The organism is Antrihabitans stalactiti, from assembly GCF_012932915.1.
GTDB classification, from domain to species: domain Bacteria; phylum Actinomycetota; class Actinomycetes; order Mycobacteriales; family Mycobacteriaceae; genus Antrihabitans; species Antrihabitans stalactiti.
The window spans coordinates 236,729-258,706 of record NZ_VCQU01000001.1 but is presented as its reverse complement, the minus strand read 5'-3'; the positions used below and the strand labels follow the sequence as shown (position 1 = coordinate 258,706).

24 protein-coding genes are annotated in these 21,978 nt (G+C 64.3%); 17 read left to right on the top strand and 7 right to left on the bottom strand.

Going from position 1 to position 21,978, the window contains the following annotated elements:
- Nucleotides 1-52: 52 nt before the first annotated feature.
- Nucleotides 53-586, top strand: coding sequence for a DUF4870 domain-containing protein (locus FGL95_RS01280; protein ID WP_169584369.1), 534 nt, complete (start codon nt 53-55; stop codon nt 584-586).
- Between the two features lie 46 nt (nt 587-632).
- On the opposite strand, the gene FGL95_RS33085 is transcribed toward FGL95_RS01280, so the two are convergent.
- Both FGL95_RS33085 and FGL95_RS01270 read right to left on the bottom strand, forming a co-directional pair.
- Entirely contained in the window at nt 633-890 is a 258-nt protein-coding gene (locus FGL95_RS33085) for an SRPBCC family protein (protein ID WP_420838018.1), read from the bottom strand.
- 388 nt (nt 891-1,278) lie between these two features.
- Nucleotides 1,279-1,617, bottom strand: coding sequence for a Rieske (2Fe-2S) protein (locus tag FGL95_RS01270; protein ID WP_169584367.1), 339 nt, complete (start codon nt 1,615-1,617; stop codon nt 1,279-1,281).
- A gap of 99 nt (nt 1,618-1,716) precedes the next feature.
- On the opposite strand from FGL95_RS01270, the gene FGL95_RS01265 reads away from it, so the two are divergent.
- Nucleotides 1,717-2,187, top strand: coding sequence for a DUF427 domain-containing protein (locus FGL95_RS01265; RefSeq protein WP_169584366.1), 471 nt, complete (start codon nt 1,717-1,719; stop codon nt 2,185-2,187).
- Here the strand turns inward: FGL95_RS01265 and FGL95_RS01260 are convergent.
- On the bottom strand, nt 2,118-3,884 hold the full coding sequence (locus tag FGL95_RS01260) for a putative bifunctional diguanylate cyclase/phosphodiesterase (protein WP_169584365.1): 1,767 nt from the start codon (nt 3,882-3,884) through the stop codon (nt 2,118-2,120). The genes FGL95_RS01265 and FGL95_RS01260 overlap by 70 nt on opposite strands.
- Before the next feature lie 124 nt (nt 3,885-4,008).
- Nucleotides 4,009-5,445 carry an adenylate/guanylate cyclase domain-containing protein gene (locus FGL95_RS01255; RefSeq protein ID WP_240962687.1) on the bottom strand — a complete coding sequence of 479 codons (1,437 nt, stop codon included), beginning with the start codon at nt 5,443-5,445 and terminating at the stop codon, nt 4,009-4,011.
- Nucleotides 5,446-5,622: 177 nt separating this feature from the next.
- Here FGL95_RS01255 and FGL95_RS01250 point away from each other — a divergent pair, with 177 nt between their 5' ends.
- The 12 genes from FGL95_RS01250 to FGL95_RS01195 all read left to right on the top strand — a co-directional run bounded on the left by FGL95_RS01250 (nt 5,623) and on the right by FGL95_RS01195 (nt 16,919).
- Nucleotides 5,623-6,393 (top strand): polysaccharide deacetylase family protein, encoded by a 771-nt coding sequence (locus tag FGL95_RS01250; RefSeq protein ID WP_169584364.1) that lies wholly within the window; start codon nt 5,623-5,625, stop codon nt 6,391-6,393.
- Complete coding sequence (locus tag FGL95_RS01245; RefSeq protein ID WP_169584363.1) at nt 6,390-6,803, top strand: TIGR02611 family protein; 414 nt, start codon at nt 6,390-6,392, stop codon at nt 6,801-6,803. The genes FGL95_RS01250 and FGL95_RS01245 overlap by 4 nt, the downstream gene beginning before the upstream one ends.
- Nucleotides 6,779-7,420, top strand: a complete 642-nt coding sequence (locus FGL95_RS01240) for a (2Fe-2S)-binding protein (protein WP_169584362.1) — start codon at nt 6,779-6,781, stop codon at nt 7,418-7,420. Before FGL95_RS01245 ends, FGL95_RS01240 begins: the two co-directional genes overlap by 25 nt.
- A 60-nt stretch (nt 7,421-7,480) precedes the next feature.
- On the top strand, nt 7,481-9,547 hold the full coding sequence (thrS, locus tag FGL95_RS01235) for a threonine--tRNA ligase (protein WP_169584361.1): 2,067 nt from the start codon (nt 7,481-7,483) through the stop codon (nt 9,545-9,547).
- The gene (locus FGL95_RS01230) at nt 9,544-10,089 is read left to right on the top strand and encodes an ATP adenylyltransferase (RefSeq protein ID WP_169584360.1); all 546 of its coding nucleotides are present in this window, start codon (nt 9,544-9,546) and stop codon (nt 10,087-10,089) included. The genes thrS and FGL95_RS01230 overlap by 4 nt, the downstream gene beginning before the upstream one ends.
- 31 nt (nt 10,090-10,120) lie before the next feature.
- The gene (pgsA, locus tag FGL95_RS01225) at nt 10,121-10,798 is read left to right on the top strand and encodes a phosphatidylinositol phosphate synthase (RefSeq protein ID WP_169584359.1); all 678 of its coding nucleotides are present in this window, start codon (nt 10,121-10,123) and stop codon (nt 10,796-10,798) included.
- Nucleotides 10,795-11,706 carry a phosphatidylinositol mannoside acyltransferase gene (locus FGL95_RS01220; protein ID WP_169584358.1) on the top strand — a complete coding sequence of 304 codons (912 nt, stop codon included), beginning with the start codon at nt 10,795-10,797 and terminating at the stop codon, nt 11,704-11,706. Before pgsA ends, FGL95_RS01220 begins: the two co-directional genes overlap by 4 nt.
- On the top strand, nt 11,703-12,827 hold the full coding sequence (locus tag FGL95_RS01215; RefSeq protein ID WP_169584357.1) for a glycosyltransferase family 4 protein: 1,125 nt from the start codon (nt 11,703-11,705) through the stop codon (nt 12,825-12,827). Before FGL95_RS01220 ends, FGL95_RS01215 begins: the two co-directional genes overlap by 4 nt.
- Nucleotides 12,827-13,855, top strand: coding sequence for an NUDIX hydrolase (locus FGL95_RS01210; protein ID WP_169584356.1), 1,029 nt, complete (start codon nt 12,827-12,829; stop codon nt 13,853-13,855). Before FGL95_RS01215 ends, FGL95_RS01210 begins: the two co-directional genes overlap by 1 nt.
- A gap of 72 nt (nt 13,856-13,927) precedes the next feature.
- The gene (locus tag FGL95_RS01205; RefSeq protein ID WP_169584355.1) at nt 13,928-15,058 is read left to right on the top strand and encodes an SLC13 family permease; all 1,131 of its coding nucleotides are present in this window, start codon (nt 13,928-13,930) and stop codon (nt 15,056-15,058) included.
- Between the two features lie 93 nt (nt 15,059-15,151).
- Entirely contained in the window at nt 15,152-16,054 is a 903-nt protein-coding gene (gene pdxS, locus FGL95_RS01200) for a pyridoxal 5'-phosphate synthase lyase subunit PdxS (RefSeq protein WP_169584354.1), read from the top strand.
- 43 nt (nt 16,055-16,097) lie between these two features.
- A complete protein-coding gene (locus FGL95_RS01195) occupies nt 16,098-16,919 on the top strand; it encodes an acyl-CoA thioesterase (protein WP_169584353.1) in 822 nt (273 codons plus the stop codon).
- Here the strand turns inward: FGL95_RS01195 and FGL95_RS01190 are convergent.
- The 3 genes from FGL95_RS01190 to FGL95_RS01180 are packed head-to-tail and all read right to left on the bottom strand — an operon-like array spanning nt 16,894 to nt 19,576.
- Nucleotides 16,894-17,511 (bottom strand): TetR/AcrR family transcriptional regulator, encoded by a 618-nt coding sequence (locus FGL95_RS01190; protein WP_169584352.1) that lies wholly within the window; start codon nt 17,509-17,511, stop codon nt 16,894-16,896. The two genes, FGL95_RS01195 and FGL95_RS01190, sit on opposite strands and share 26 nt — an antisense overlap.
- Nucleotides 17,512-17,516: 5 nt before the next feature.
- A complete protein-coding gene (locus FGL95_RS01185; protein ID WP_169584351.1) occupies nt 17,517-18,032 on the bottom strand; it encodes a gamma carbonic anhydrase family protein in 516 nt (171 codons plus the stop codon).
- Nucleotides 18,029-19,576 (bottom strand): FAD-binding oxidoreductase, encoded by a 1,548-nt coding sequence (locus tag FGL95_RS01180; RefSeq protein WP_169584350.1) that lies wholly within the window; start codon nt 19,574-19,576, stop codon nt 18,029-18,031. The genes FGL95_RS01185 and FGL95_RS01180 overlap by 4 nt, the downstream gene beginning before the upstream one ends.
- Nucleotides 19,577-19,653: 77 nt before the next feature.
- Here FGL95_RS01180 and FGL95_RS01175 point away from each other — a divergent pair, with 77 nt between their 5' ends.
- From FGL95_RS01175 to FGL95_RS01165, 3 genes are read left to right on the top strand one after another with little or no spacing between them, the layout of a single operon-like run.
- The gene (locus FGL95_RS01175; protein WP_206071373.1) at nt 19,654-20,448 is read left to right on the top strand and encodes an alpha/beta fold hydrolase; all 795 of its coding nucleotides are present in this window, start codon (nt 19,654-19,656) and stop codon (nt 20,446-20,448) included.
- 20 nt (nt 20,449-20,468) lie between these two features.
- Entirely contained in the window at nt 20,469-21,077 is a 609-nt protein-coding gene (pdxT, locus tag FGL95_RS01170) for a pyridoxal 5'-phosphate synthase glutaminase subunit PdxT (protein WP_169584348.1), read from the top strand.
- A 48-nt stretch (nt 21,078-21,125) separates the two neighbouring features.
- On the top strand, nt 21,126-21,878 hold the full coding sequence (locus FGL95_RS01165; RefSeq protein ID WP_169584347.1) for a YebC/PmpR family DNA-binding transcriptional regulator: 753 nt from the start codon (nt 21,126-21,128) through the stop codon (nt 21,876-21,878).
- Nucleotides 21,879-21,978: the final 100 nt, after the last annotated feature.

Genomic DNA, 21,978 nt, shown 5'->3' with positions numbered 1-21,978 from the left:
AGAACGCGGGAACGCTTCTATGCTGAGAGTCCGACCTCACCATGGGAGCGCGATGACTGACGATCCACTGAACCTGTCCAAAGGCGGCCAGCCGCAAGATCCGGGCCAGCAGTACCCGCCGCCCCCGCCTGCCTACGGCCAGGCACCGCAATACGGCCAGCAACCCCAATACGGTCAGCCGCCGCAGTACGGGCAACCGCCGCAGCAGTACGGCCAGCCTGCATACGGGCAGCAGGGTCCGGGCTACCCGTCCGGTCCGCCGCTCTCACCCAGCGACGCCAAGATGTGGTCCTTGTTCTGTCACCTCGGCGGAATCTTCTTCGGATTCATCCCGCCGCTGGTGATCTTCTTGATGTACAAGGACCGCGATCCGTTCGTGCGCGGCCACGCGACACAGGCGCTGAACTTCCAGATCCTGCTGGCGATCGTGTACTTCGTGTCCGCGATTCTGTTCATCGTTCTGATCGGGTTCCTCACGTTCCTCGCGGCGTGGGTCTGCGCGATCATCTTCGGGATCATGGGGTCGATCGCTGCCAACAGGGGCGAGCCGTACAAGTACCCGATCAACGTCAACTGGGTCAGCTAAGTACTGAGTTGTGTCCGAGGGTCGCGAGCTAGCCGACTGGTGTCGGCTAGCTCGGCCTCCTCGGCAAGTTTTGCCAACCGCCAGAGATCGGAAGCGAGCGCTGCACTGCGATCCTGTTGGGCGGGAATGAGATTCCAGATCGTCCGGTCGCAACACTTCGGCATACACGGAAGCGAACCCCGACGCCCCCGCGCGTCGCGCCGTCGAGCCAGCGGACCCTCCGGCATTCGTGACTCCATTCGTGCACCCGCGTGACGTCGGTGAGAATGCGCCACACCACATCCGGTGCAGCGGCAGTCGCCAGCTTCGCATGAATGGGTCATTGCCTCACTCTGACTGAGACGATGGGCCATCCATGCAGTGTTGTCTGCCACTGTCGCCGCATGAATGGCGCATTGATGCGGTTGGTGAAGTGGCGCGAGCCCGCCACCGCATGAAAAAACGGACCTCCCGAACCATGGTTCGGTGAGGCCCGTTCAATCTGGCGGTCAGCCCTTCTTGGGGTGCACTGCCTTCTCGATGCCGGTCTGCTCGGCAGATTTTCCGCGCTTGTCCGCGCGCTTCTCTTTCAGCGATTTGCCAGATTTCTTCGACATGGAGTTACGGGGAGATTTGTCGGCCACTGTAGGTCCCTAGCTTGGAGAACCTGAATGGTCCCGTTAACCATGACCGTACGCCTAACTGGGGTGCGCTCATTCGATCGTGAGATCGTCACCCACCTGGCGGACGTATCCGCGATCGAGCGGGAAGGCGCGGGTAAGTAGTTTGACTGCCGAGTCCAGCTTCGGAATCTTTGCGAAGATGCCCTGTGGACCCCGCACCATCCGTCCGGTTTTCACGTCGTACTTCGCGCCGTGCCAAGGGCAGACCAGGCAGCCGTCTGGGTCGATGCTGCCGCCCGCGAGATCGGCGCGCAGGTGCCGGCATTTGCGTCCGACCGCGAAGTACTCACCGTTGTTTCCTACGGCGTACTCGCCGACGCCGATAACCGATCCGGGTGGCACCTCGGAGGCACGAACAGTTCTGCGCATGTGGCCGCCTTTCTCGCCAGACAAACGGTACGCGTGGCTACTCGAGCAGTGGGAAGGTTCCGCGGAGATCGTGTACTCGCCGAGGCTAAGGTCGAAGGCATGCGGCCTGTCGAGAATGTGTGGGACTACCCACGACCGCCGTCGATCGAGCACAGCGACGAGCGTCTCGTCATCGAGTTGGGCGGCGAACGCATCGCCGAGACGTCGTCGTCGTACCGCATCTGCGAGACCAGCCACCCGCCGACGTACTACCTGCCGATCGGTTCCTTCGCCGACGGCGTCTTGGTGCCGGTGCCGGGCCGCACGATGTGCGAGTGGAAGGGCTTGGCGTCCTACTTCGACCTCGTGACTGCCGACCGGACCGTCCGCGCCGGTGCCTGGACCTATCCCGCGCCCGAGCCCCGCTTCGCCGCGCTGCTCGGCCACGTGGCGATCTACCCCGGCAAGGTCGATCGCTGCCTCGTCGACGGCGAGCAGGTGCAGGCCCAGGAGGGTGACTTCTATGGTGGATGGATCACGTCGCGGGTCACCGGTCCGTTCAAGGGAGCCCCGGGGACACTGGGTTGGTGAAGCTCTAAACCGCGCGGTGTGATTCGGCTCAACTCGGCAGCCGGAACTGGTCGACCCAGGTGAAAGCCTTGTGCGAGTGAGTAACCGAGATCGGCGAGCACCGCGGCCTGGTATGCAGTCTCGACACCCTCGACGACGACCGGCATGTTCAACGCGGCACACAGCGAGGCGATGCCCGCGAGGAGCCGTGGTCGTCCGGACTCCTCGGTGATAGACCGCACGAAGGAGCCGTCGAGTTTCACCATGTCGACCGGCATGGTCTCCAATCGGCTCAGCGACGAATAGCCCGTTCCGAAGTCGTCGATCGCAATGCGACTGCCTGCCTTGCGAATTCGACATATGTTCTCGAACGCCGACGGTGTTTCGGCGTCGAGGGCGGTCTCGGTGACTTCCAGTACCAACCGATCTGCTGGCCAGCCTGTGGCGGCGAGAATATCGGCGACGACTTCGGAATAGGTGGAGTCGGCGAGTACCAAACCCGACACGTTGACATGCAGGAACCGCACCGACGTGTCGGGGGACTGGTCCAGAGCAACGGCGTCGGTGCACGCGTGGCGAAGCACGAACATGTCGATCCCGCGAATCAAATCGCTTTGTTCGGCGACTCGGATCGCCTCGTCGAGCGTCGTGTCGGGCTGGCTCGACGTCGGAAAGCGTACGAGCGCTTCGATTCCCACGATCCTGCTGGGCGCAGGAATCGAGAAGATCGGCTGATAGTGGACGTCGAGCAGGTCCTGCGCCAACGCGGCGCGCAGTTCGTCTGCGAGGACGGAGGGATTCTTCGATTCGAGCATGGTCCGATTGCGACCAGCCTGTTTGGCCCGATAGAGAGCGACGTCGGCACGGCCGACCAGAACGGAGGTCGTGTCGCCCGGATGCCACGCCGCGACGCCGGCCGTGCATCCCAACGAGATGGCGGCTCGTAGGCGCGCGGTCAGTTCGACGGCATCGCGCTCGGTGGCATTCGGCATCAGCAACGCGAATTCGTCGCCGCCGTACCGCGCGAGGAGGTCGTCTCTGCCGACCTGAACCTTCCACGCCTCGGCGACTTGCCGCAGCATGTCGTCCCCAGCGCGGTGGCCGTACTCGTCGTTGATCGCTTTGAATCGGTCGAGGTCGAGGAAGGCGATGACTGGTGGGACGCCACTGCGCACACCTCGTGCGATTGCAATGTTCAGACCGCGGCGAAACCCACGCCGGTTCGCGAGCCCGGTCAAGGGATCGATATCGGCGTCCGACGCCATTCGGCCCAGCACTCCGACAGTCCCCCCGACGATGAACATGGACGACGTCGCAGCCAGCCCGATCCACCAGGGCAGGTCGTCGCGTAAGCCGAGGATCGCCATGCTCGCCACGCCTTGCACCACCATCAGCACGATCGCGTGCAGCCAGGGGAAGAAGAAGGCCGCATTGAGGGCGATCAGGCAGGAGAATGCCGACATCGACTGCGCGATCGTGCTTGTCGGGCTCCAGCCGATGGCACCCGACAGCATTGCGGTCCCCACAAGGCTGAGTAGCTCGAAGTGCACCAGGCGCAGGTGCCTGCCCCAGAGCACGAGGGCAATGCCGATCAGGATGCAGCCGAAAGCGACCGGGTACAGCTTGGCAACCTCCGGCGAGTCTTGCGGCAGCAGCGCGGTGATCGTCGCGCCGAGCGCTCCGGACAGCGCGAACAGCCCGCCCGTTGTTCGGGCCATTAGGTAAGGCGCCGAAAGAGCCGACCGCGTCTTCAGCCACGGGAAACGTAGCTGCCTGACGCTGTGAACCCGCACAGGTTTCAGCCTAAGTGGCAGAACCCTCTTTTCGTGTCGCTACTTCGCCCTACACGGGTTCGAAGTACTCGGTCGATGCGGTCCGGCCACGAAGCACCGTGCTTCCGCACGGCTGCCAATGATCGGCTTCGGATCGATCGGCTTCATCGACAGCGACTTGCGCGGCCAGCACCCGACCGTCCCGCGACTTGGCGAGATCGGTCAGCCGCGCGGCCTCGTTGACCGGATCACCGATGACGGTGTATTCGTAACGATTCTCCGCGCCGATGTTTCCAGCGAAGACTTTTCCGGCGGACACTCCGATTCCGAAGTCGACGCCGTGCAGCACCCGCAGGTCTTTCTGCAGCCGGCGCGCGGTCGAGAGCGCGGCGCCCGCCGAGTCGTCTACCGCAAGTGGCGCACCGAATATCGCGAGCGCGGCGTCGCCTTCGAACTTGTTGATAAGACCGTGGTGATCGTCGACTGCCGCGACCACGATCCGGAAGAAGTCGTTGAGCACCGCGGCAACCGCGTCGGGTGGCTGTGTCGCTGCGAGCGAGGTGGATCCGACGAGATCGATGAACAGCACAGCGGCGTTGCGGACGTCGCCGGACAACAGTGCGTCCTGCTCGATAGCGCGCCGTGCGACGTCATGGCCGACATGCCTTCCGAACAAGTCGCGTAACCGCTCACGTTCGGCGAGACCCGCCACCATTTTGTTGAAACCCGTTTGTAGACGGCCGATTTCAGACGAGTCGTACACGTCGACCCTCGTATCGATGCGCCCGGTCTCCACCGCCCCCATCGCCGCTCCGACCTCGACGACGGGATCGGACACCGACCGCGATACGAGCCGTGTCGCGCGGAAGCCTGCGATCAATGACACAGCAGTGAGCAGGACTATCGGCACTTCCGTCTGCGCCGTCGACGGGATGATGAATCCTGCGAACTTCGCGATGACGATAAACGCAATCGCCGACGTCGGCAGAGCCGAACACAGGAGCCAGGTGATCATCAGTCGGGAGTGAACGCCGGGCGTCGGACTGCACGTGAGGTCCGGGCTCATCGCGGCCGCGATCACGGGCCGAAGGGTCCGCTCGGTGACGAGGTAGCCCATGCACGCGGTGGCGGAACCGCCGAACAGGACAGCGAGGGCGATCATCGTGATCACATTCGGACCGGCGTCCAGATTCGCGATGATGAACAGCACTCCGCCGGTGGTCCAGATGAAGATGTGCACGCCGGTCTCCCGGACCGACATCAGTAACGCCGCACGTCGTTGCGCCGGGGTCGGTGGTTCACCGGTCGCGTACCAGCGCAGTGGCCGGAAGACGATCCAGCCGCCGAGAGCCGAGCCGCCGATGGCGCCGCCGACAATGATGAGTGAGAGAACGACGATGTTCTTGGTGGTCAACAGGTCGGTCTCGTCCGAGCCGCGATAGAGCAAGACGAGTACCACGGCAGTATCGATTGCTGCGAGAGTGTTGGAGAGTGCCAACCCAGCCATGTAGCGCACCCACAGGTGCCGAGTCGCGCGCGCGCGATCAGCGCGAACCTCGGCTCCGGTCATGGATACGGTGTACCACGCGACACCTTCCCGTCGATGTTCATTCATGTCGGCTAGATTGAATGGTCGATCTGCTGCCGGTGCGCTACCTCGCCGGCAAAATTTCGAAGGGGAGAGATGGACAGACGACACTTTTTGACGATGCTGGCGGCGGGGACCGCTGCGGCGCTCGGTGGTGTCGCTATCGGCGAGGGCGCAGCTGGTGGCGTGCCGATCCTCCCCGGCGTCGATGTACCGCTACCGCCGCTGCCGATGAATCCGATCGGGCCGCAAACACTGAAGTGGCTCCCCGGGCCTGATGGCGCGATGGCGCTGACCGTCGACGACGGTCGCGACGCTGGGGTGGTCGCATCGTGGATTCAGTTCGCCCGAGATACCGGCCTCCGCTTCACGTTTTTTGTGACTGCCTCCTACCCGTCGTGGTCGATCCACCGAGATGCCTTGCGGCCCTTGGTCGATTCCGGTCAGATTCAGCTCGCCAATCACACGTGGGATCACCCCGATCTGGTCAAGCTGCCTGCGGGCGCGATCGCGGACCAACTGAACAGAACCTCGGACTTCCTGCGTAACAATTACGGCGTCGACGGTCGGCCGTACTACCGCGCGCCCTACGGCAATCAGAACCCCCTCGTCGACCAGGTCGCCAGCGATCTGGGTTACAAGATTGCGTTGAACTGGTCGGGGCAGCTCGAGGAGTACCCCCAGAACAGATTCGACGAGAAGGCCATCGTCGAGCTGGCTCGCACACACTTCAAGAACCGGGGGATCGTGCTCTGCCACGCCAACGCCCCGGCTATCACGCACGTATACGGCCAGTTGGTCGACATCATCAAGGAGCGCAGCTTGCGTTTGGTCACGCTCAACGACGTGCTACTCCCACTCGTATGAGCGACAGCGACGATTCATCGGGCCCCTGGCAGCAGCGTCGGGCCAAGATCGCCGAGAACCCGAAGAACGACATGATCTATCGCATCGTCATCGGTGTCGTGGGTGTCGTCGTCCTCATCATCGGCATCATCTGCATCCCGTTCGTGGGTCCTGGTTGGCTGATCGTTTTCGCGGGGCTCGGGATTCTGGCATCGGAGTTCGAGTGGGCGCAGCGGCTGCTCGGCTGGGTGAAAGATCGCTACGACAAGACCATGGAGTGGTACGGCAGGCAGTCGTTCATCGTGAAAGGTGTGAGTGCGCTGCTCACCTTCGCCATCACGATTGCCGCGCTGTGGCTGCTCAACACGTTCGCGATGGTCGGCGGGTGGTTCGGGCTCGACTGGCCATGGTTGCAGAGCCCCCTATTCTGATCGCGGGAACCGCACTCGCAGAACGTGATTGGGTCGCCGCGCGGCTCGCTGAACTCGGTCGCAGCTGGGCGGGCGACGATGTTCGCGTCGTCGGAACGGTCTGGTGGTACATGGCGAGTTCGACCCTGCTCGGACCTCCTCTTCGCATGCTGAGCGATACCGGTGTGGCTCCTGACCTCGCATTGTCGAGCGTGACGTGCGCGGTCCGGCCCGACGGTGGCCTCGCCTCGGTCCAGATCGGTGCGACTGTCGGCGGCCCCGAGGAGTTCGCGGCATCCGTGCGCGCAACAGTCACATCGATCGTCGATACGGTCGCCGCCGTCAGCGGTGCCGGTGCACCTGCGCTGTGGGCTATCGCTGCTGATGCGCTGGGCAATTGTGCACTCGACGCCGATCGCGCTGCCGGTCCTGCACTTGCCCTGCGCATCGCCGAAGCGGTCGGCGATGTGATGCCGACACCCCGATTTGTGGAGGTCGACGGCCGGACCTTCGTACACCGAACGTCGTGCTGCCTGATCTACGAGACGGCTGGTGCAGGCAAATGCATCAGCTGTCCACGCCGTCTACCAGATGAACGGGCGGGGCTGCTGACTGAATTCGTTCGCCGCGGCCGATAGCATGAGTGCGCCGGAAGACTGTCGTTCGGCAATACACCCAACTTTCAGGAGTACCCCGCCGTGAGCATCCCAGCCCAGCCAACGTCAGCCGCCCTTCTTCGGGTGCCGGCTGGGACGACGGCGGCTGCAGCAGTGCGGGAGGCAGGTCTGCCCAGCAAGGGCCCCGACGCGATCGTCGTCGTGCGCGATGCCGAGGGCCAGCTCAAGGACCTTGCGTGGACCCCCGAGGTCGACGCCGAGGTGGAGCCGGTTGCGGCCGATACCGACGACGGTCGCAGTGTCATCCGGCACTCGGCGGCCCACGTCCTCGCCCAAGCGGTCCAGCAGGAGTTTCCCGAGGCGAAGCTCGGTATCGGTCCGCCGATCAAAGACGGCTTCTATTACGACTTCCGGGTCGATCGGCCGTTCACACCGGAGGATCTCGCCAAGCTCGAGACCCGCATGCGCAAGATCGTCAAAGGTTCGCAGCGGTTTTCGCGGCGCGTGACCGACGTGGAATCGGCGCAGGTCGAGCTTGCAGGCGAGCCGTTCAAGCTCGAGCTCATCACCGACAAGAGCGGTGTCGACGATCCCGAGGTGATGGAGGTCGGCGGCAATGACCTCGACAAGAATGAGTTGACGATTTACGACAACCTCGATCCGCGTACCGGCGAGCTGGTCTGGAAAGACCTCTGCCGCGGCCCGCACCTGCCGACCACCAAGCACATTCCGGCATTCAAGCTGACCCGCAGCTCGGCGGCGTATTGGCGTGGCGATCAGAGCCGGGAAGACTTGCAGCGGATCTACGGGACCGCATGGGAGTCGACGGAAGCGCTCGAAGAGCACATGCGGCTGCTCGAGGAAGCCGAGAAGCGCGATCACCGCAAGCTCGGGCTCGAGCTCGACCTGTTCAGCTTCCCCGACGAGCTGGGCTCCGGGCTGCCGGTCTTCCACCCGAAGGGCGGCATCATCCGCAAGGAGTTGGAGGACTACTCGCGCAGCAGGCACGTCGCCGCCGGCTACGAATTCGTAAGCACTCCGCACATCACCAAGGCCAATCTGTTCGAGGTCTCGGGTCACCTCGAGTGGTACAAGGAGGGCATGTTCCCGGCGATGCACCTCGACGCGGAACACAACGACGACGGAACTATCCGCAAGCCGGGGCAGGACTACTACGTCAAGCCGATGAACTGCCCGATGCACAACTTGATCTTCCGGTCACGTGGGCGGTCGTATCGCGAACTGCCGTTGCGAATGTTCGAATTCGGGTCGGTCTACCGGTACGAGAAGTCCGGCGTGATTCACGGGTTGACCCGAGTGCGCGGCATGACCCAGGACGACTCGCACATCTACTGCACGCGCGATCAGATGCGCGACGAGCTGACCACGATCCTGAACTTCGTCCTCGATCTGCTCAAGGACTACGGACTCGACGATTTCTACCTCGAGCTGTCGACCAAGGACCCGAAGAAGTTCGTCGGTTCGGACGAGACGTGGGAAGAAGCGACTGCGGTGCTCGAGGAGGTGGGTCGAGCATCAGGGCTGGAGCTTGTCCCGGATCCAGGTGGCGCCGCGTTCTACGGTCCCAAGATTTCGGTGCAGACGAGAGACGCGCTGGGCCGCAACTGGCAGATGTCGACAATCCAGCTCGATTTCAACCAGCCCGAGCGGTTCGAGCTCGAATACACCGCCTCCGACGGCTCCAAGCAACGTCCAGTGATGATCCACCGCGCGCTGTTCGGCTCGATCGAGCGCTTCTTCGGCGTACTGACCGAGCACTATGCCGGCGCGTTCCCCGCATGGTTGTCGCCGGTGCAGGTGGTGGGGATTCCGGTCGCCGAGCCGTTCGTCGAACACCTGCGTGGCGTATCGGAGTTGTTGCACAAGAAGGGCATTCGTAATCTGGTCGACACCACCGACGACCGGATGCAGAAGAAGATCTTCAACCACACCGCGCAGAAGGTTCCGTTCATGCTGCTGGCAGGCGAGCGCGATGTCGCGGCCGGTGCGGTGAGCTTCCGCTTCCGCGACGGCACCCAGGTCAACGGCGTGCCGGTCGCCGACGCGGTCGCCACCATTGCCGACTGGATCGACCGGCGCGAGAATGCCTCGCCCACCGCCGCAGCCTTCGAGGTGGCACCGTCATGACCGACGACGCGTTGATCGACCGTGGCGCAGGCGACCCGGACCGCCTGGAGCGCATCTGGACGCCGCATCGGATGTCCTATATCGCCGAGGCGGTCAAGCCTGCTAATGCGACGGGCGAGCCGTTCCTCGACATTCCGACGATGTCGGACGAGGACGGGTTGATCATCGCCCGAGGCGAGCACGTCTACGGCGTCCTCAACCTGTACCCGTACAACCCCGGCCACATGATGATCGTCCCGTATCGCAAGGTTGCCGAACTCGAAGATCTCACCCTCGAGGAGAGCGCCGAATTGATGGCGTTCACGCAGCAGGCGATCAAAGTGATGAAGTCGGTTTCGCGACCGCACGGGTTCAATGTCGGTCTCAATCTGGGCGGAGTGGCAGGCGGATCGTTGGCCGATCACCTGCACCTTCACGTCGTACCGCGGTGGGGTGGCGACGCGAACTTCATCACAATCGTCGGGGGAGTGAAGACGATGCCGCAGCTGCTCCGCGAAACTCGGGAGCTACTTGCCAAGGCATGGACCGCCCAAACCGCTTAGATTGATCGCGAACAGAACGGGAGAAAAATAGGTGCTGAGCTTCTTTGGGCGCGCTGCGGTCTCCAAGGCGACCGCTCCGCTGGGGAAAGCGCTGAACAGCACCGGTTTGACGCCTGACGCTGTCACCGTCATCGGCACCGTGTGCTCCATCGCCGCCGCAGTCACGCTCTTTCCCAGCGGCCACCTCTTCTGGGGTGCGATGGCGATCTGGATGTTTGTGATGTTCGACATGCTCGACGGCGCGATGGCACGTGCTCGCGGTGGCGGCACGAAATACGGGGCGGTCCTCGACGCCACGTGTGACCGCGTCGCAGACGGCGCTATCTTCGCGGGCCTGGCGTGGTGGGTCGTCTACCACGAGCACAGCAAGCAACTGCTGGTAGCGACGCTGATCTGCCTGGTCACCTCGCAGGTGATCTCGTACGCAAAGGCACGTGCCGAGGCGAGCGGACTGTCCGCGGACGGTGGGTTGATCGAGCGGCCGGACCGGCTGATCATTGTCCTGGTCGGCGCCGGATTCACCGGAATCGGCGGCTACTTGAAGATCGGCTGGCTCGAATGGTCGATTCATGTCGCGATGTGGCTGCTTGCTGTTGCCAGCGTGATCACTGTGTTTCAGCGGCTGCTCGAGGTGCGCAGTTCGCCGGGCGCTCGCGTAATCATTCCGATCGTCGTTCCCGCCGCAGCCGACGAAACTCCTGAGCCATGAAGTTCTCCGAGCGTGCCAGCGATCTCGGCTACGCAGCCGGTTGGCGAGTGGTGCGCGCACTGCCCGAGAAGTTCGCGGCCAAGCAGTTCGATCGCGGCGCCGATTTCGCGTCCCGCCGCAATGGCGGTCCGGATCAGTTGCGGCGCAACCTCGCTCGTGTGCTCGGGGTGGCGCCGAGCGAGGTGCCGGACGATCTGATCAAGGCGAGTGTGCGGTCGTATGCGCGCTACTGGCGTGAGGCCTTCCGGTTGCCGTCGATGGATCCGGTGGAGCTTGCCGCCACGGTCCAGGCTGCGATCACCGGCGACGAGCAGGTCGACTCCGCCGTGGATTCGGGACGAGGCGCGATCCTGGCCCTTCCGCACAGCGGAAACTGGGATCTCGCAGGAGTTTTCGCGGTCCAGCGGTGGGGTACGTTCGCCACCGTCGCCGAACGGTTGAAGCCCGAGTCGTTGTTCTGGCGGTTCGTCAAGTACCGCGAGAGCCTGGGATTCGAGATCGTTCCGCTCAGCGGTGGCGAGGCCCCGCCGTTCGAACTGTTGTCGACACGGCTGCGTGAAGGCAAGGTCGTGTGCTTGATGGGGGAGCGCGACCTCACCAATCGTGGTGTGCCCGTGACGTTTTTCGGCGAACCGACGCGCATGCCTGCCGGTCCGGCGAAGTTGGCGATCGAGACCGGTGCGCCGCTGTTTCCCGTGCATTGCTGGTTCACACCCGGCGGATGGGGGTTCTCCGTGGGCACCCCGATCGACGTGTCCGGCGGCGTCGAGCAGGCGACCCAGTTACTCGCCGATCAGTTCGCCGCCAATATCGCCGCGCACCCCGCCGATTGGCACATGCTGCAGCCGTTGTGGCTCGACGACTTGTCGGAATCTCGGCTTGCCCGCATGCGGGGTGACGGCGCATGAAGATCGGCATGGTCTGCCCGTACTCGTTCGATGTGCCTGGCGGGGTCCAGGCACATGTTGTCGAGTTGGCCGAAGTCTTCATCGAGCGTGGTCACCGGGTCAGTGTCCTCGCGCCTGCGTCGGAAGACACCGTGCTGCCGGACTTTGTGGTCTCTGCTGGCCGGGCGGTCGCGATTCCGTACAACGGATCGGTCGCACGGCTGTCGTTCGGACCGTTGTCGTACGCGCGGATCCGGCGCTGGATCAACGAGAACGACTTCGACGTACTGCATATTCACGAGCCGAACGCGCCCAGTCTGTCGATGCTGGCGTTGCGCATCGCCGAAGGACCTATCGTCGCGACCTTCCACACGTCGACGACGAAATCCTTGGTGCTCAGCACATTTCAAGGTGTGCTGCGTCCATTGCACGAGAAGATCAGCGGCCGAATCGCGGTCTCCGAACTGGCGAGGCGCTGGCAAGTCGAAGCGTTGGGGTCCGACGCGGTCGAGATTCCTAATGGGGTCGACGTCCACGCGTTCGCAGGAGCGAGCCCTCTGCCGGGCTACCCGCGCGAAGGTGGCACGGTCTTGTTCCTCGGTCGCTACGACGAGCCGCGAAAAGGGATGGCGGTCCTACTTGGCGCACTGCCGACGTTGGTCGCCCACCACCCGGACCTCGAGGTGTTGGTGGTCGGACGCGGCGACGAGGAACGGTTACTGCGCGAGGCAGGCCCGCACGCGAATCACCTGAAGCTGCTCGGTCAGGTCACCGACGAAGAGAAGGCATCCGCACTGCGCAGCGCGGATGTCTACTGTGCTCCGAACCTCGGCGGCGAGAGTTTCGGCATCGTGCTCGTCGAAGCCATGGCGGCACGCACACCTGTCGTCGCGAGCGAGCTCGACGCATTCCGGCGCGTGCTGCGCGATGGCACCGCAGGCATCCTCGTACCGATCGGTGACTCCGAACGACTCGCGGCGGCACTCGATTCCGTGCTCACCGATGCTCCGCTCCGCACCGCTCTCGTCCGCGCTGCGACGACCGCTGTGGCGGACTACGACTGGCCGGTCGTCGCCGAACAGATCCTGCGGGTGTACGAAACCGTCACGGTCGGCGACGCTCGCGTTCGGGCGGCAGGCTGATGACGCTCTCGGCGTTGACGATTCTGGTCGTCGCCCTCGTCGCAGCAGTTGTCCTGGCCATCGGATTCTGGGCGTACTCGACGGCCAATCGGCTCGACAGGCTCCACGTGCGGTCCGACCTGTCGTGGCAAGCACTCGATGCCGCACTGGCACGTCGGGCGGTGGTCGCTCGTGCCGTCGCCCTCGCGACGCTGACGTCGCACTCGGAGCAAAGCAAGCAGCTGACCAGCTTCGCCGATCACGCCGAGCGCGCTAATCGCGATCAGCGGGAGGGCGCAGAAAACGAGCTGTCGGGCGCCCTGTCCAGGGTCGACATCGAGACGTTGCGGCCTCAGTTGGTCGCCGAACTCGCCGACGCCGAGGCTCGAGTACTGATTGCCCGCCGATTCCACAACGATGCGGTCCGCGACACGTTGTCGCTGCGCACCCGCCCGCTCGTCTCGCTTCTGCACCTCGGTGGTCGAGCGCCGTTGCCCACCTACTTCGAGATCACCGAACGAGCGAAGCCGTCCGCCGCGACGGGTCTGGTCGTGGACGACAACCGGACATCGGCTCGGGTGGTCATGATCGACGAACAGGGCCGCGTTCTGCTGCTGCAAGGTCACGATCCGACCGTGCCGGACGTCTCGTTCTGGTTCACGATCGGTGGCGGAGTGAAGGCAGGCGAGACGCTGCGTGACGCCGCTGTCAGGGAAATCAACGAAGAGACCGGCAAGAAGGTCGCGGCCGAAGACCTCCGCGGTCCGATCTGGCGGCGCGTTGCCGTCTTTCCGTTCAACGGCGAGCTGATCAGGTCCGAGGAGTTGTTCTTCGTCCTCGAAGTGCCGTGGTACGAGCCACATTCGGGCGGCTTCACCGAGTTGGAGAAGCGCTCGATCACGGGCCACCAGTGGTGCACGGCCGACGATATCGCCAAGCTGAACGAGGCGGGCGAGACCGTGTATCCCTACGAGCTGGCGACGTTGCTGCCGGAGGCCCGAACAGCTGCCGCATTGGCAGCCGAGCCGCATGTCCGCTCGATTCGCTAGCCCCACCCTCGTGAGTCTTTTTGGAGTCTATGGACTCCTAAAAGACTCACGAGGGTCGGTGCCGGCTGACTGATGTGGGCTTTTGTAGGGCTCGGCGCGGTGTTCGTCGTGGTGACGGGGCTGCTGCCAGGAGCTGATGCCTGGAACGTCGCCGTCGACCGTGGTCTGCCTGTTTTGGGGTTCCTCCTCGCGATCACGATCCTCGCCGAGTTGGCCGACCGTGCCGGCGTGTTCGACGTCGCGGCGACCGCGTGTGCTCGCGCCGCCAGAGGGTCCGTGCTGCGGTTGTATCTGCTGGTCGCGGTGCTGACGACCGTGACGACCGTCGTCATGAGCCTGGACACTACCGCCGTGCTGCTGACGCCGGTCGTGCTGGCGCTCGCCGACCGCGTCGGTATCAGACCGATGCCGTTCGCCATGCTCGTCGTGTGGTTGGCGAATACCGCGAGTCTCCTGTTGCCGGTATCCAATCTGACGAATCTGCTTGCAGTACAACGAGAGTATTTGTCGTCGCTGGAATTCGCTCGACACATGGCGCTCCCGGAACTGGCCGCCGTCGTCGTCACCGTCGGCTATCTGTGGGTGCTGTTTCGCCGCGATCTGTCGGGGCGGTTCGACGTTCCGGTAGACGTCGAAATCTCCGACCGTTGGACCTTTCGAATCTGCGCGATTGCATGTGTCTCGTTGGTGCCCGCGGTCGTTGCCGGCGTTGCCCCCTGGGCTGCGGCGACGATCGCCGCGGCCGTGGCGATCGCCGTGTTCGCAGTCCGTGACCGCGCCGGACTTGGCTGGCAGCTGATCCCGTGGCGGCTGGCCATCTTCACGGTCGGGCTGTTCCTGTCTGTGATGGCCATTGCCGAACACGGACTGACCGATGCGCTCAGTGCTGCGTTGGGGTCGGAGCCGATCACGAATGCACTGGTCTCCGGGGCGGCGAGCAACGTCGTCAACAACCTGCCTGCGTACTTGGCGATCGAGCCTGCGATCCCGGTCGGCGACACGACCAGGCTGTTCGCCGTGCTGCTCGGTACCAACGCCGGACCGCTCATTCTGTTATGGGGTTCGCTGGCGACGCTGCTGTGGCGTGAGCGCTGCAAGGCTCGGGGAGTACACATCTCGGCAATTCGCTTCGCTGCGATCGGACTCGGGGGAGTGCCGCTGGTGCTGCTCGCCTCGACGGCAGCGCTCATCCTCAGCTCATGATGCAGGCCAGTTTGTCCCGGGTGGATATGAAGGCGCGGCCGCTCGACGCCTAGAATCGAGGATCCGCATGCACTTTCGACACAGGAGTTCGCCGTGAGTACCCCCGAGACCAGCACATCCATCGGTACAGCGCGCGTCAAGCGCGGAATGGCCGAGATGCTCAAAGGCGGGGTCATCATGGACGTCGTCACCCCCGACCAGGCGAAGATCGCCGAAGACGCCGGCGCCGTCGCGGTGATGGCCCTCGAGCGCGTTCCTGCAGACATCCGTGCACAGGGTGGCGTTTCTCGGATGAGCGACCCGGACATGATCGACGGCATCATCGAGGCCGTGTCGATCCCGGTGATGGCAAAGGCCCGCATCGGTCACTTTGTCGAAGCGCAGATCCTGCAGAGCCTGGGTGTCGATTACATCGACGAGTCCGAGGTGCTGACTCCCGCCGACTACGCCAACCACATCGACAAGTGGAACTTCACCGTCCCGTTCGTCTGCGGCGCGACCAACCTTGGCGAGGCGCTGCGGCGAATCACCGAGGGCGCGGCCATGATTCGCTCCAAGGGCGAAGCAGGCACCGGTGACGTGTCCAACGCGACCACGCACATGCGCAAGATTCGCGACGAGATCCGCCGCCTGACGTCGCTGCCCGAGGACGAGCTCTACGTCGCCGCCAAGGAACTCCAGGCGCCGTACGACCTGGTCCGTGAGGTCGCCGAAGCGGGCAAGCTCCCCGTCGTCCTGTTCACCGCAGGCGGCATTGCCACACCGGCCGACGCAGCGATGATGATGCAACTCGGCGCCGAAGGCGTCTTCGTCGGATCGGGCATCTTCAAGGCAGGCAACCCGGCCGAGCGCGCAGCCGCGATCGTCAAGGCGACGACGTTCCACGACGACCCCGATGTGCTCGCCAAGATCTCGCGTGGCCTCGGCGAAGCCATGGTCGGCATCAACGTCGAAGAACTGCCCGTCGATCACAGGCTCGCTCAACGCGGCTGGTAGGTCAGCCGATAGCCTGAGCCCCAGCGAAAGGGGACAGGCGCAGATGGCGACAATCGAGGAAGCGCTCGAGATCGAGCAGCTGGAGCGGGACATCTTCCGTGGCAGCTCGACCGAGACGCAGTTGATCCGCACGTTCGGCGGGCAGGTCGCCGGGCAGGCATTGGTTGCTGCGGTGCGTACCGTCGATCCCGTTTATCAGGTGCATTCGCTGCACGGCTACTTCCTGCGGCCGGGCAATCCGGTCAAGCCGACGATCTATCTCGTCGACCGAGTACGAGACGGCCGGTCGTTCTGCACGCGACGGGTGTCGGGCATTCAGGACGGCAAAGCGATCTTCACGATGTCGGCGTCGTTCCAGATTGCCGAGGAGGGCATCGAGCATCAGGATCAGATGCCCGATGTGCCTCGTCCGGAGGACTTGCCGGATCCCAGCGAGGCCATGAGCCCCGAGCGAATCTGGTTGCTGCGGGAATGGGAACACTGGGATATCCGGGTGCTGCCGGACGATCAGGTCGTTCGCAAACCGGGCTCGGCGTCGCAGCAGCAGGTGTGGTTCAGGTACAAGAACGCTCTGCCGGACAATCCGCTCTTCCACGTTTGCACTCTCGCCTACATGAGCGACATGACGCTGCTCGGTTCGGCGAAGGTGATTCATCCCGACGAGCCGACGATGAACGCATCGCTCGACCACGCGCTGTGGTTCCTGCGACCGTTCCGCGCCGACGAGTGGTTGCTCTACGACCAGACGTCGCCGTCGGCGGCATTCGGACGAGCGCTCACGCAGGGGCGGATCTTCGATCACGCGGGCCATCTCGTGGCTGCCGTTGTGCAGGAAGGGCTTACCCGGACTTTGCGCGAGCAGTAGGCGCCAGCAGCGCGAAGATTCGGTCGCATCGGGCGGCAATGTCGTCGGCGGACGTGTCGGGGTGGTCGTTCCACCATTGGACTGCTGCGGTCACGGTGCCGAACCAGATTCGGGTCAACAACGAGCGGTCGTCAGCGTCGGTGTTGCCTGCGGCGGCCAGCACTCCGGCCGCGCCGTCGGCGCCCATTTCATTGAGGGCTTTGCGGTAGGAGTGGGCAAGGACGCCGGCGGGCGCGTCGCCGGGCAACGTCGGATCGTAGAGAACAGCCCAGCCGTATCGTCGCTGTTCGAGCACGCCGAAGATCGCCCGCAACGTTCGCGCTGCACGGAGGTGGGCGGGTCCGTCGATTTGTGCGGCGGCGACGGCCGCGACAAGCGGGTCACCGGCGCGGCGCACGCATGCTTCGTGGAGCTGGTCACGTGAGCCGAAGTAGCTGTAGATCAACGGCTTCGACACGTCGGCACGTTTCGCGATCTCGGCGATCGATGCGGCGCCGTAGCCGCGCGTACCGAATTCCTCGCCCGCGATATCGAGAATCTGTTCCTCGCGATCTGCGCGGGGAACTCCCTTCGTGCCGACGTGACCAGCCATCGCCGTCAGATCTCTTTCGCGTCCACGTGCTGCGCGCTCAGGTGCTGGTAGACGGCACTGTTGAGCTTGATGCGGTCGAGCTCGGCCTGGCCGAGTTCGCGGCGCACCTTGCCGGGGACTCCGGCGACCAGCGACCCCGGCGGCACCTGCATGCCCTCCGGAATCAGCGCGTTGGCTGCGATGAGTGATCCCGCACCGATCGATGCGCCGTTGAGCACGGTCGCGCCCATACCGACCAGGACGTCGTCGCCGACGGTGCAACCATGCAGAATTGCGTTGTGTCCGACCGACACTCCGGACCCGACCGTCAACGGGAAACCGGGGTCGGAATGCAGCACGCAGCCATCCTGGATGTTCGTGCCTGCCCCGATCGCGATCGTCTCGCAGTCGCCGCGCAGGACGGCGTTGTACCAAATGCTGACGTCACTACCGAGAGTCACCTGACCGATCACGGTGGCGTTCGCGGCAATCCACGCGGACTCGTGGACGTCGGGAGCGTGGTCGCCGAGCTGCATTTTCATAGGAGTACTCCAGGGTTGAGGATGCCTGCGGGGTCGAGCGCCGACTTGGCGGCACGCAGTGCGGCCGCGAACGGATCGGGCCGTTGTCTGTCGTACCACGGCCGATGATCTCGACCGACCGCATGGTGGTGGGTGATCGTTCCGCCTGCGTTCGCCAACGCCTCCGACACCGCGACTTTGATGTCGTCCCACTGGCTCAGCGTGGCGCCCCAGCGACCGGCGGCGTAGATGCCGAAATACGGCGCCGGACCGTCCGGGTAGACGTGGGTGAACCGGCACGTGACGACACCGGTGACCCCTACGGTCCGCATCGCATCGTTGGCTGCGGCGGTGACGGCTGCCTTCAATTCGTCGAATCTATTCCAGGTGCAAGCGGTTTCGAAGGTCTCGGCGATCATCGACTGGGTTGCCAGCGCATCCCGCTGGTAGGGCATCCGCAGGAACGACGATCGCCAGTTCTCCGACGCTTTCGTCTGCTCTTGGACGGCTCCGCTGTGATCGCGGCACAACTCGAGCGCTCGCGCGAGCCAGGCGTCGACCGGATGGTCCGCCGATTCAAAGGCGAGGACGAGAACGCCACCGGCCGAGGATGTTCCAGCGTTGATGAATGCTTCGACGGGGTCCAGCAGCCGGCAGTTCGTCGGATACAGCCCGGACTGTGCGATTGCGCGCGTGCAGTTGACTGCGGCGGCGTAGTCGTCGAAATGAACGGATGCGTTCGCGCGCCACTTCGGGCGGTCCTGCAACCGCATCCACGCTTGCGTGATGACGCCGAGCGTGCCCTCGGAGCCGAGGAACATCCGGTCGGGCGACGGGCCTGCGCCGGACCCGGGCAGTCGTCGCGACTCGCTGATTCCCGACGGCGTGACAACACGCATCGACTCGACCAGGTCGTCGATGTGGGTGTACAGCGTGGCGAAATGCCCGCCGGCTCTGGTGGCGAGCCACCCGCCGAGTGAAGAGAACTCGAACGATTGCGGGAAGTGGCGCAACGTCAGATCATGTTCGCGCAGTTGGTCTTCCAGCGCCGGACCGAGGACGCCGGCCTGGATGCGTGCCGCGCGGCTGGTTCGGTCGATCTCCAGTACTTGGTCGAGCTTGCCGAGGTCCAGGCTGACCGCCGGACCATCGAACCTCGGTTCGATACCGCCGACGACGGAGGAGCCGCCGCCGAAGGGGATGACCGCGATGTTTGCTTTGGTGGCCCAGTCGAGGACGTCGACGACGTCGGCTTCGGTTCGCGGGTGGACGACGAGATCGGGCGGATTCCGAACCTCACCGAGCAGGTTTCGCACCACATCCCGAAACGCCTTTCCGTGCGCATGGGCGGCGCGGTCGGTGCGATCGGCAGAGCACAGGTCCGCCAGCGCCTGCGGGGGAGTGACGCGCGGGTCCGGCAGGTCGAGGTCGCTGACCTCCGGAGGTTCGTGCACCGTCAGGTCCGCACTGGGCATCAATGTGCCGATGCGCTTGGTCAGGGCGGCTCGTTCGTCGCCGGTCACGGCGTTTTCGACGTTGCCCCAACCCCACCATGATCGCGTCATCGGCACTCCTTCGTTGAATTGACTATTGGGTAACTTACCACATGGTCAATCCGATTCGGAGTGGCAGAATGGGGCGGATGAAGCCGTCGTTCGTCGAGGTGGAAGGACTGCGGCTCGCCTATCGACGATGCGGCGATGGCGAGCCTCTGGTCCTGCTGCACGGCGGGTTCAGCGATGGTCGGGAGATGCGCAACCAGCTCGAAGGACTGTCGGACTCCTACGACGTCGTCGCGTGGGATTGCCTCGGCAGCGGCGAATCCTCCGACCCGCCAGCTGGATTCGGCTTGCGAGATTATGCGACGGTGCTCGCGGGTGGCATCGCGGAACTTGGGCTGGAGCGGCCGCATGTGCTCGGGCTTTCGTTCGGGTCGATGTACGCGCTCGTGCTCTATCGCTACTTCGCACAGTTGCCGCGGACGCTGATCTTGGCGTCCGCATACGCGGGGTGGGGCGGCTCGCTGCCGCCCGGCGAGGTACAGGCGCGGGTGGACTCTGTCGTGGCAGCTCTCGAAGTTCCTCCTGCGGAGTGGGGGAGAGATTTCTTGTCGACGGTGTATTCGGCGGAGGTTTCGGACTCCGTGGTGGACGAAGCCATGGGGATCATGGCCGGCGTGCGGGCGTCGGGCACCCGCGAGCAGTTGCGTGCCTTTGCTTTTTGTGACCTTCGGGACGTGCTCCCGTTGATCGAGGTGCCGACGCTCCTGCTGTACGGCGAACTCGACCAGCGCTCGCCATTGGCAGTGGCGGAGGATTTGCACGTGGCGATCACGGGATCGCGGCTGGTCGTGCTGCCTGGTGTCGGGCATGGAGCCAATATGGAGGCGCCCGATGCTTTCAACGACGCGGTCCGGCGATTCTTGGCAGACCACTGACCTCTCGTATGCTCGGCCACGTGAATCAGCCGACTATCGGGGTCCTCGCACTGCAGGGTGATGTACGCGAACATTTCGCCGCACTCGCCGAATGTGGGGCTCGACCGGTCGGTGTGCGCAGGGTTTCGGAATTCGACAACATCGATGGCTTGGTCATCCCCGGCGGGGAATCGACCACGATCAGCCGTCTGCTGACCGTGTTCGACCTGCTGGAGCCGCTGCGGAAGAAGTTGCGCGACGGGCTGCCCGCTTTCGGTTCGTGCGCGGGGATGATCATGCTCGCGTCCGAGGTCCTGGATACGCGTCCCGACGCCGAGCATCTGAATGCCATCGATATGACCGTGCGCCGCAACGCATTCGGACGGCAGGTCGATTCGTTCGAAACCGACCTCGACTTCGCTGGCGTGTCCGGCGGTCCGATGCGTGCGGTGTTCATCCGCGCGCCGTGGGTCGAGCGCGCGGGCGACGACGTCGAGGTGTTGGCTCGGGTGCCGCACGGTCCGGCGGCGGGACGCATCGTCGCCGTACGGCAAGGGTCGGTCGTCGCGACGTCGTTTCACCCCGAGGTGACCGGCGATCTACGGGTGCATGAGCTGTTCACTGGCATCGTGAAAAAACTCGGCGGGTAAAGTGGAGTAGTTGTCAGCCGGGGAATCGATTCTGTGAGGACGTAACGCATGAGCGGCCACTCCAAATGGGCCACCACCAAGCACAAGAAGGCTGTAGTCGACGCGCGTCGCGGCAAGGCCTTTGCGAAGCTGGTCAAGAACATCGAGGTGGCGGCCCGAACTGGTGGTGGCGATCCAGCTGGTAACCCGACGCTGTACGACGCGATCCAGAAGGCCAAGAAGACGTCGGTCCCGAACGACAACATCGAGCGCGCCCGCAAACGTGGCGCTGGTGAAGAAGCCGGCGGCGCCGACTGGCAGACGATCATGTACGAGGGCTACGGCCCGAACGGTGTCGCCGTGCTGATCGAGTGCCTCACCGACAACCGCAACCGCGCGGCAGGCGAGGTCCGGGTGGCGATGACCCGCAACGGCGGAAACATGGCCGACCCCGGCTCGGTCGCATATCTCTTCGCACGCAAAGGCGTTGTGCTGCTGGAGAAGAACGGGCTCAGCGAGGACGACATCCTCGATGCCGTCCTCGAAGCAGGCGCCGAAGACGTCAACGACTTGGGCGACTCCTTCGAAATCGTGAGCGAGCCGACTGACCTGATAGGCGTCCGCTCCGCGCTGCAAGAAGCAGGAATCGACTACGACTCCGCAGAAGCCAGCTTCCAAGCATCGGTTTCCGTACCCGTCGACGTCGAAGGCGCACGCAAGGTCTTCAAGCTCATCGACGCCCTCGAAGACTGCGACGACGTGCAGAACGTCTTCTCCAACGTCGACATCTCCGACGAGGTCATGGCCGAGCTGGACGCGTAGCCCCATCGAAGGTGCAATCAGTGCCGAAATCGGGCACTGATTTGAGCACTGGCGGCACACTCGCCGCGAGTTTCGGGTGGGGATGCGGCTGTTTCGCGGA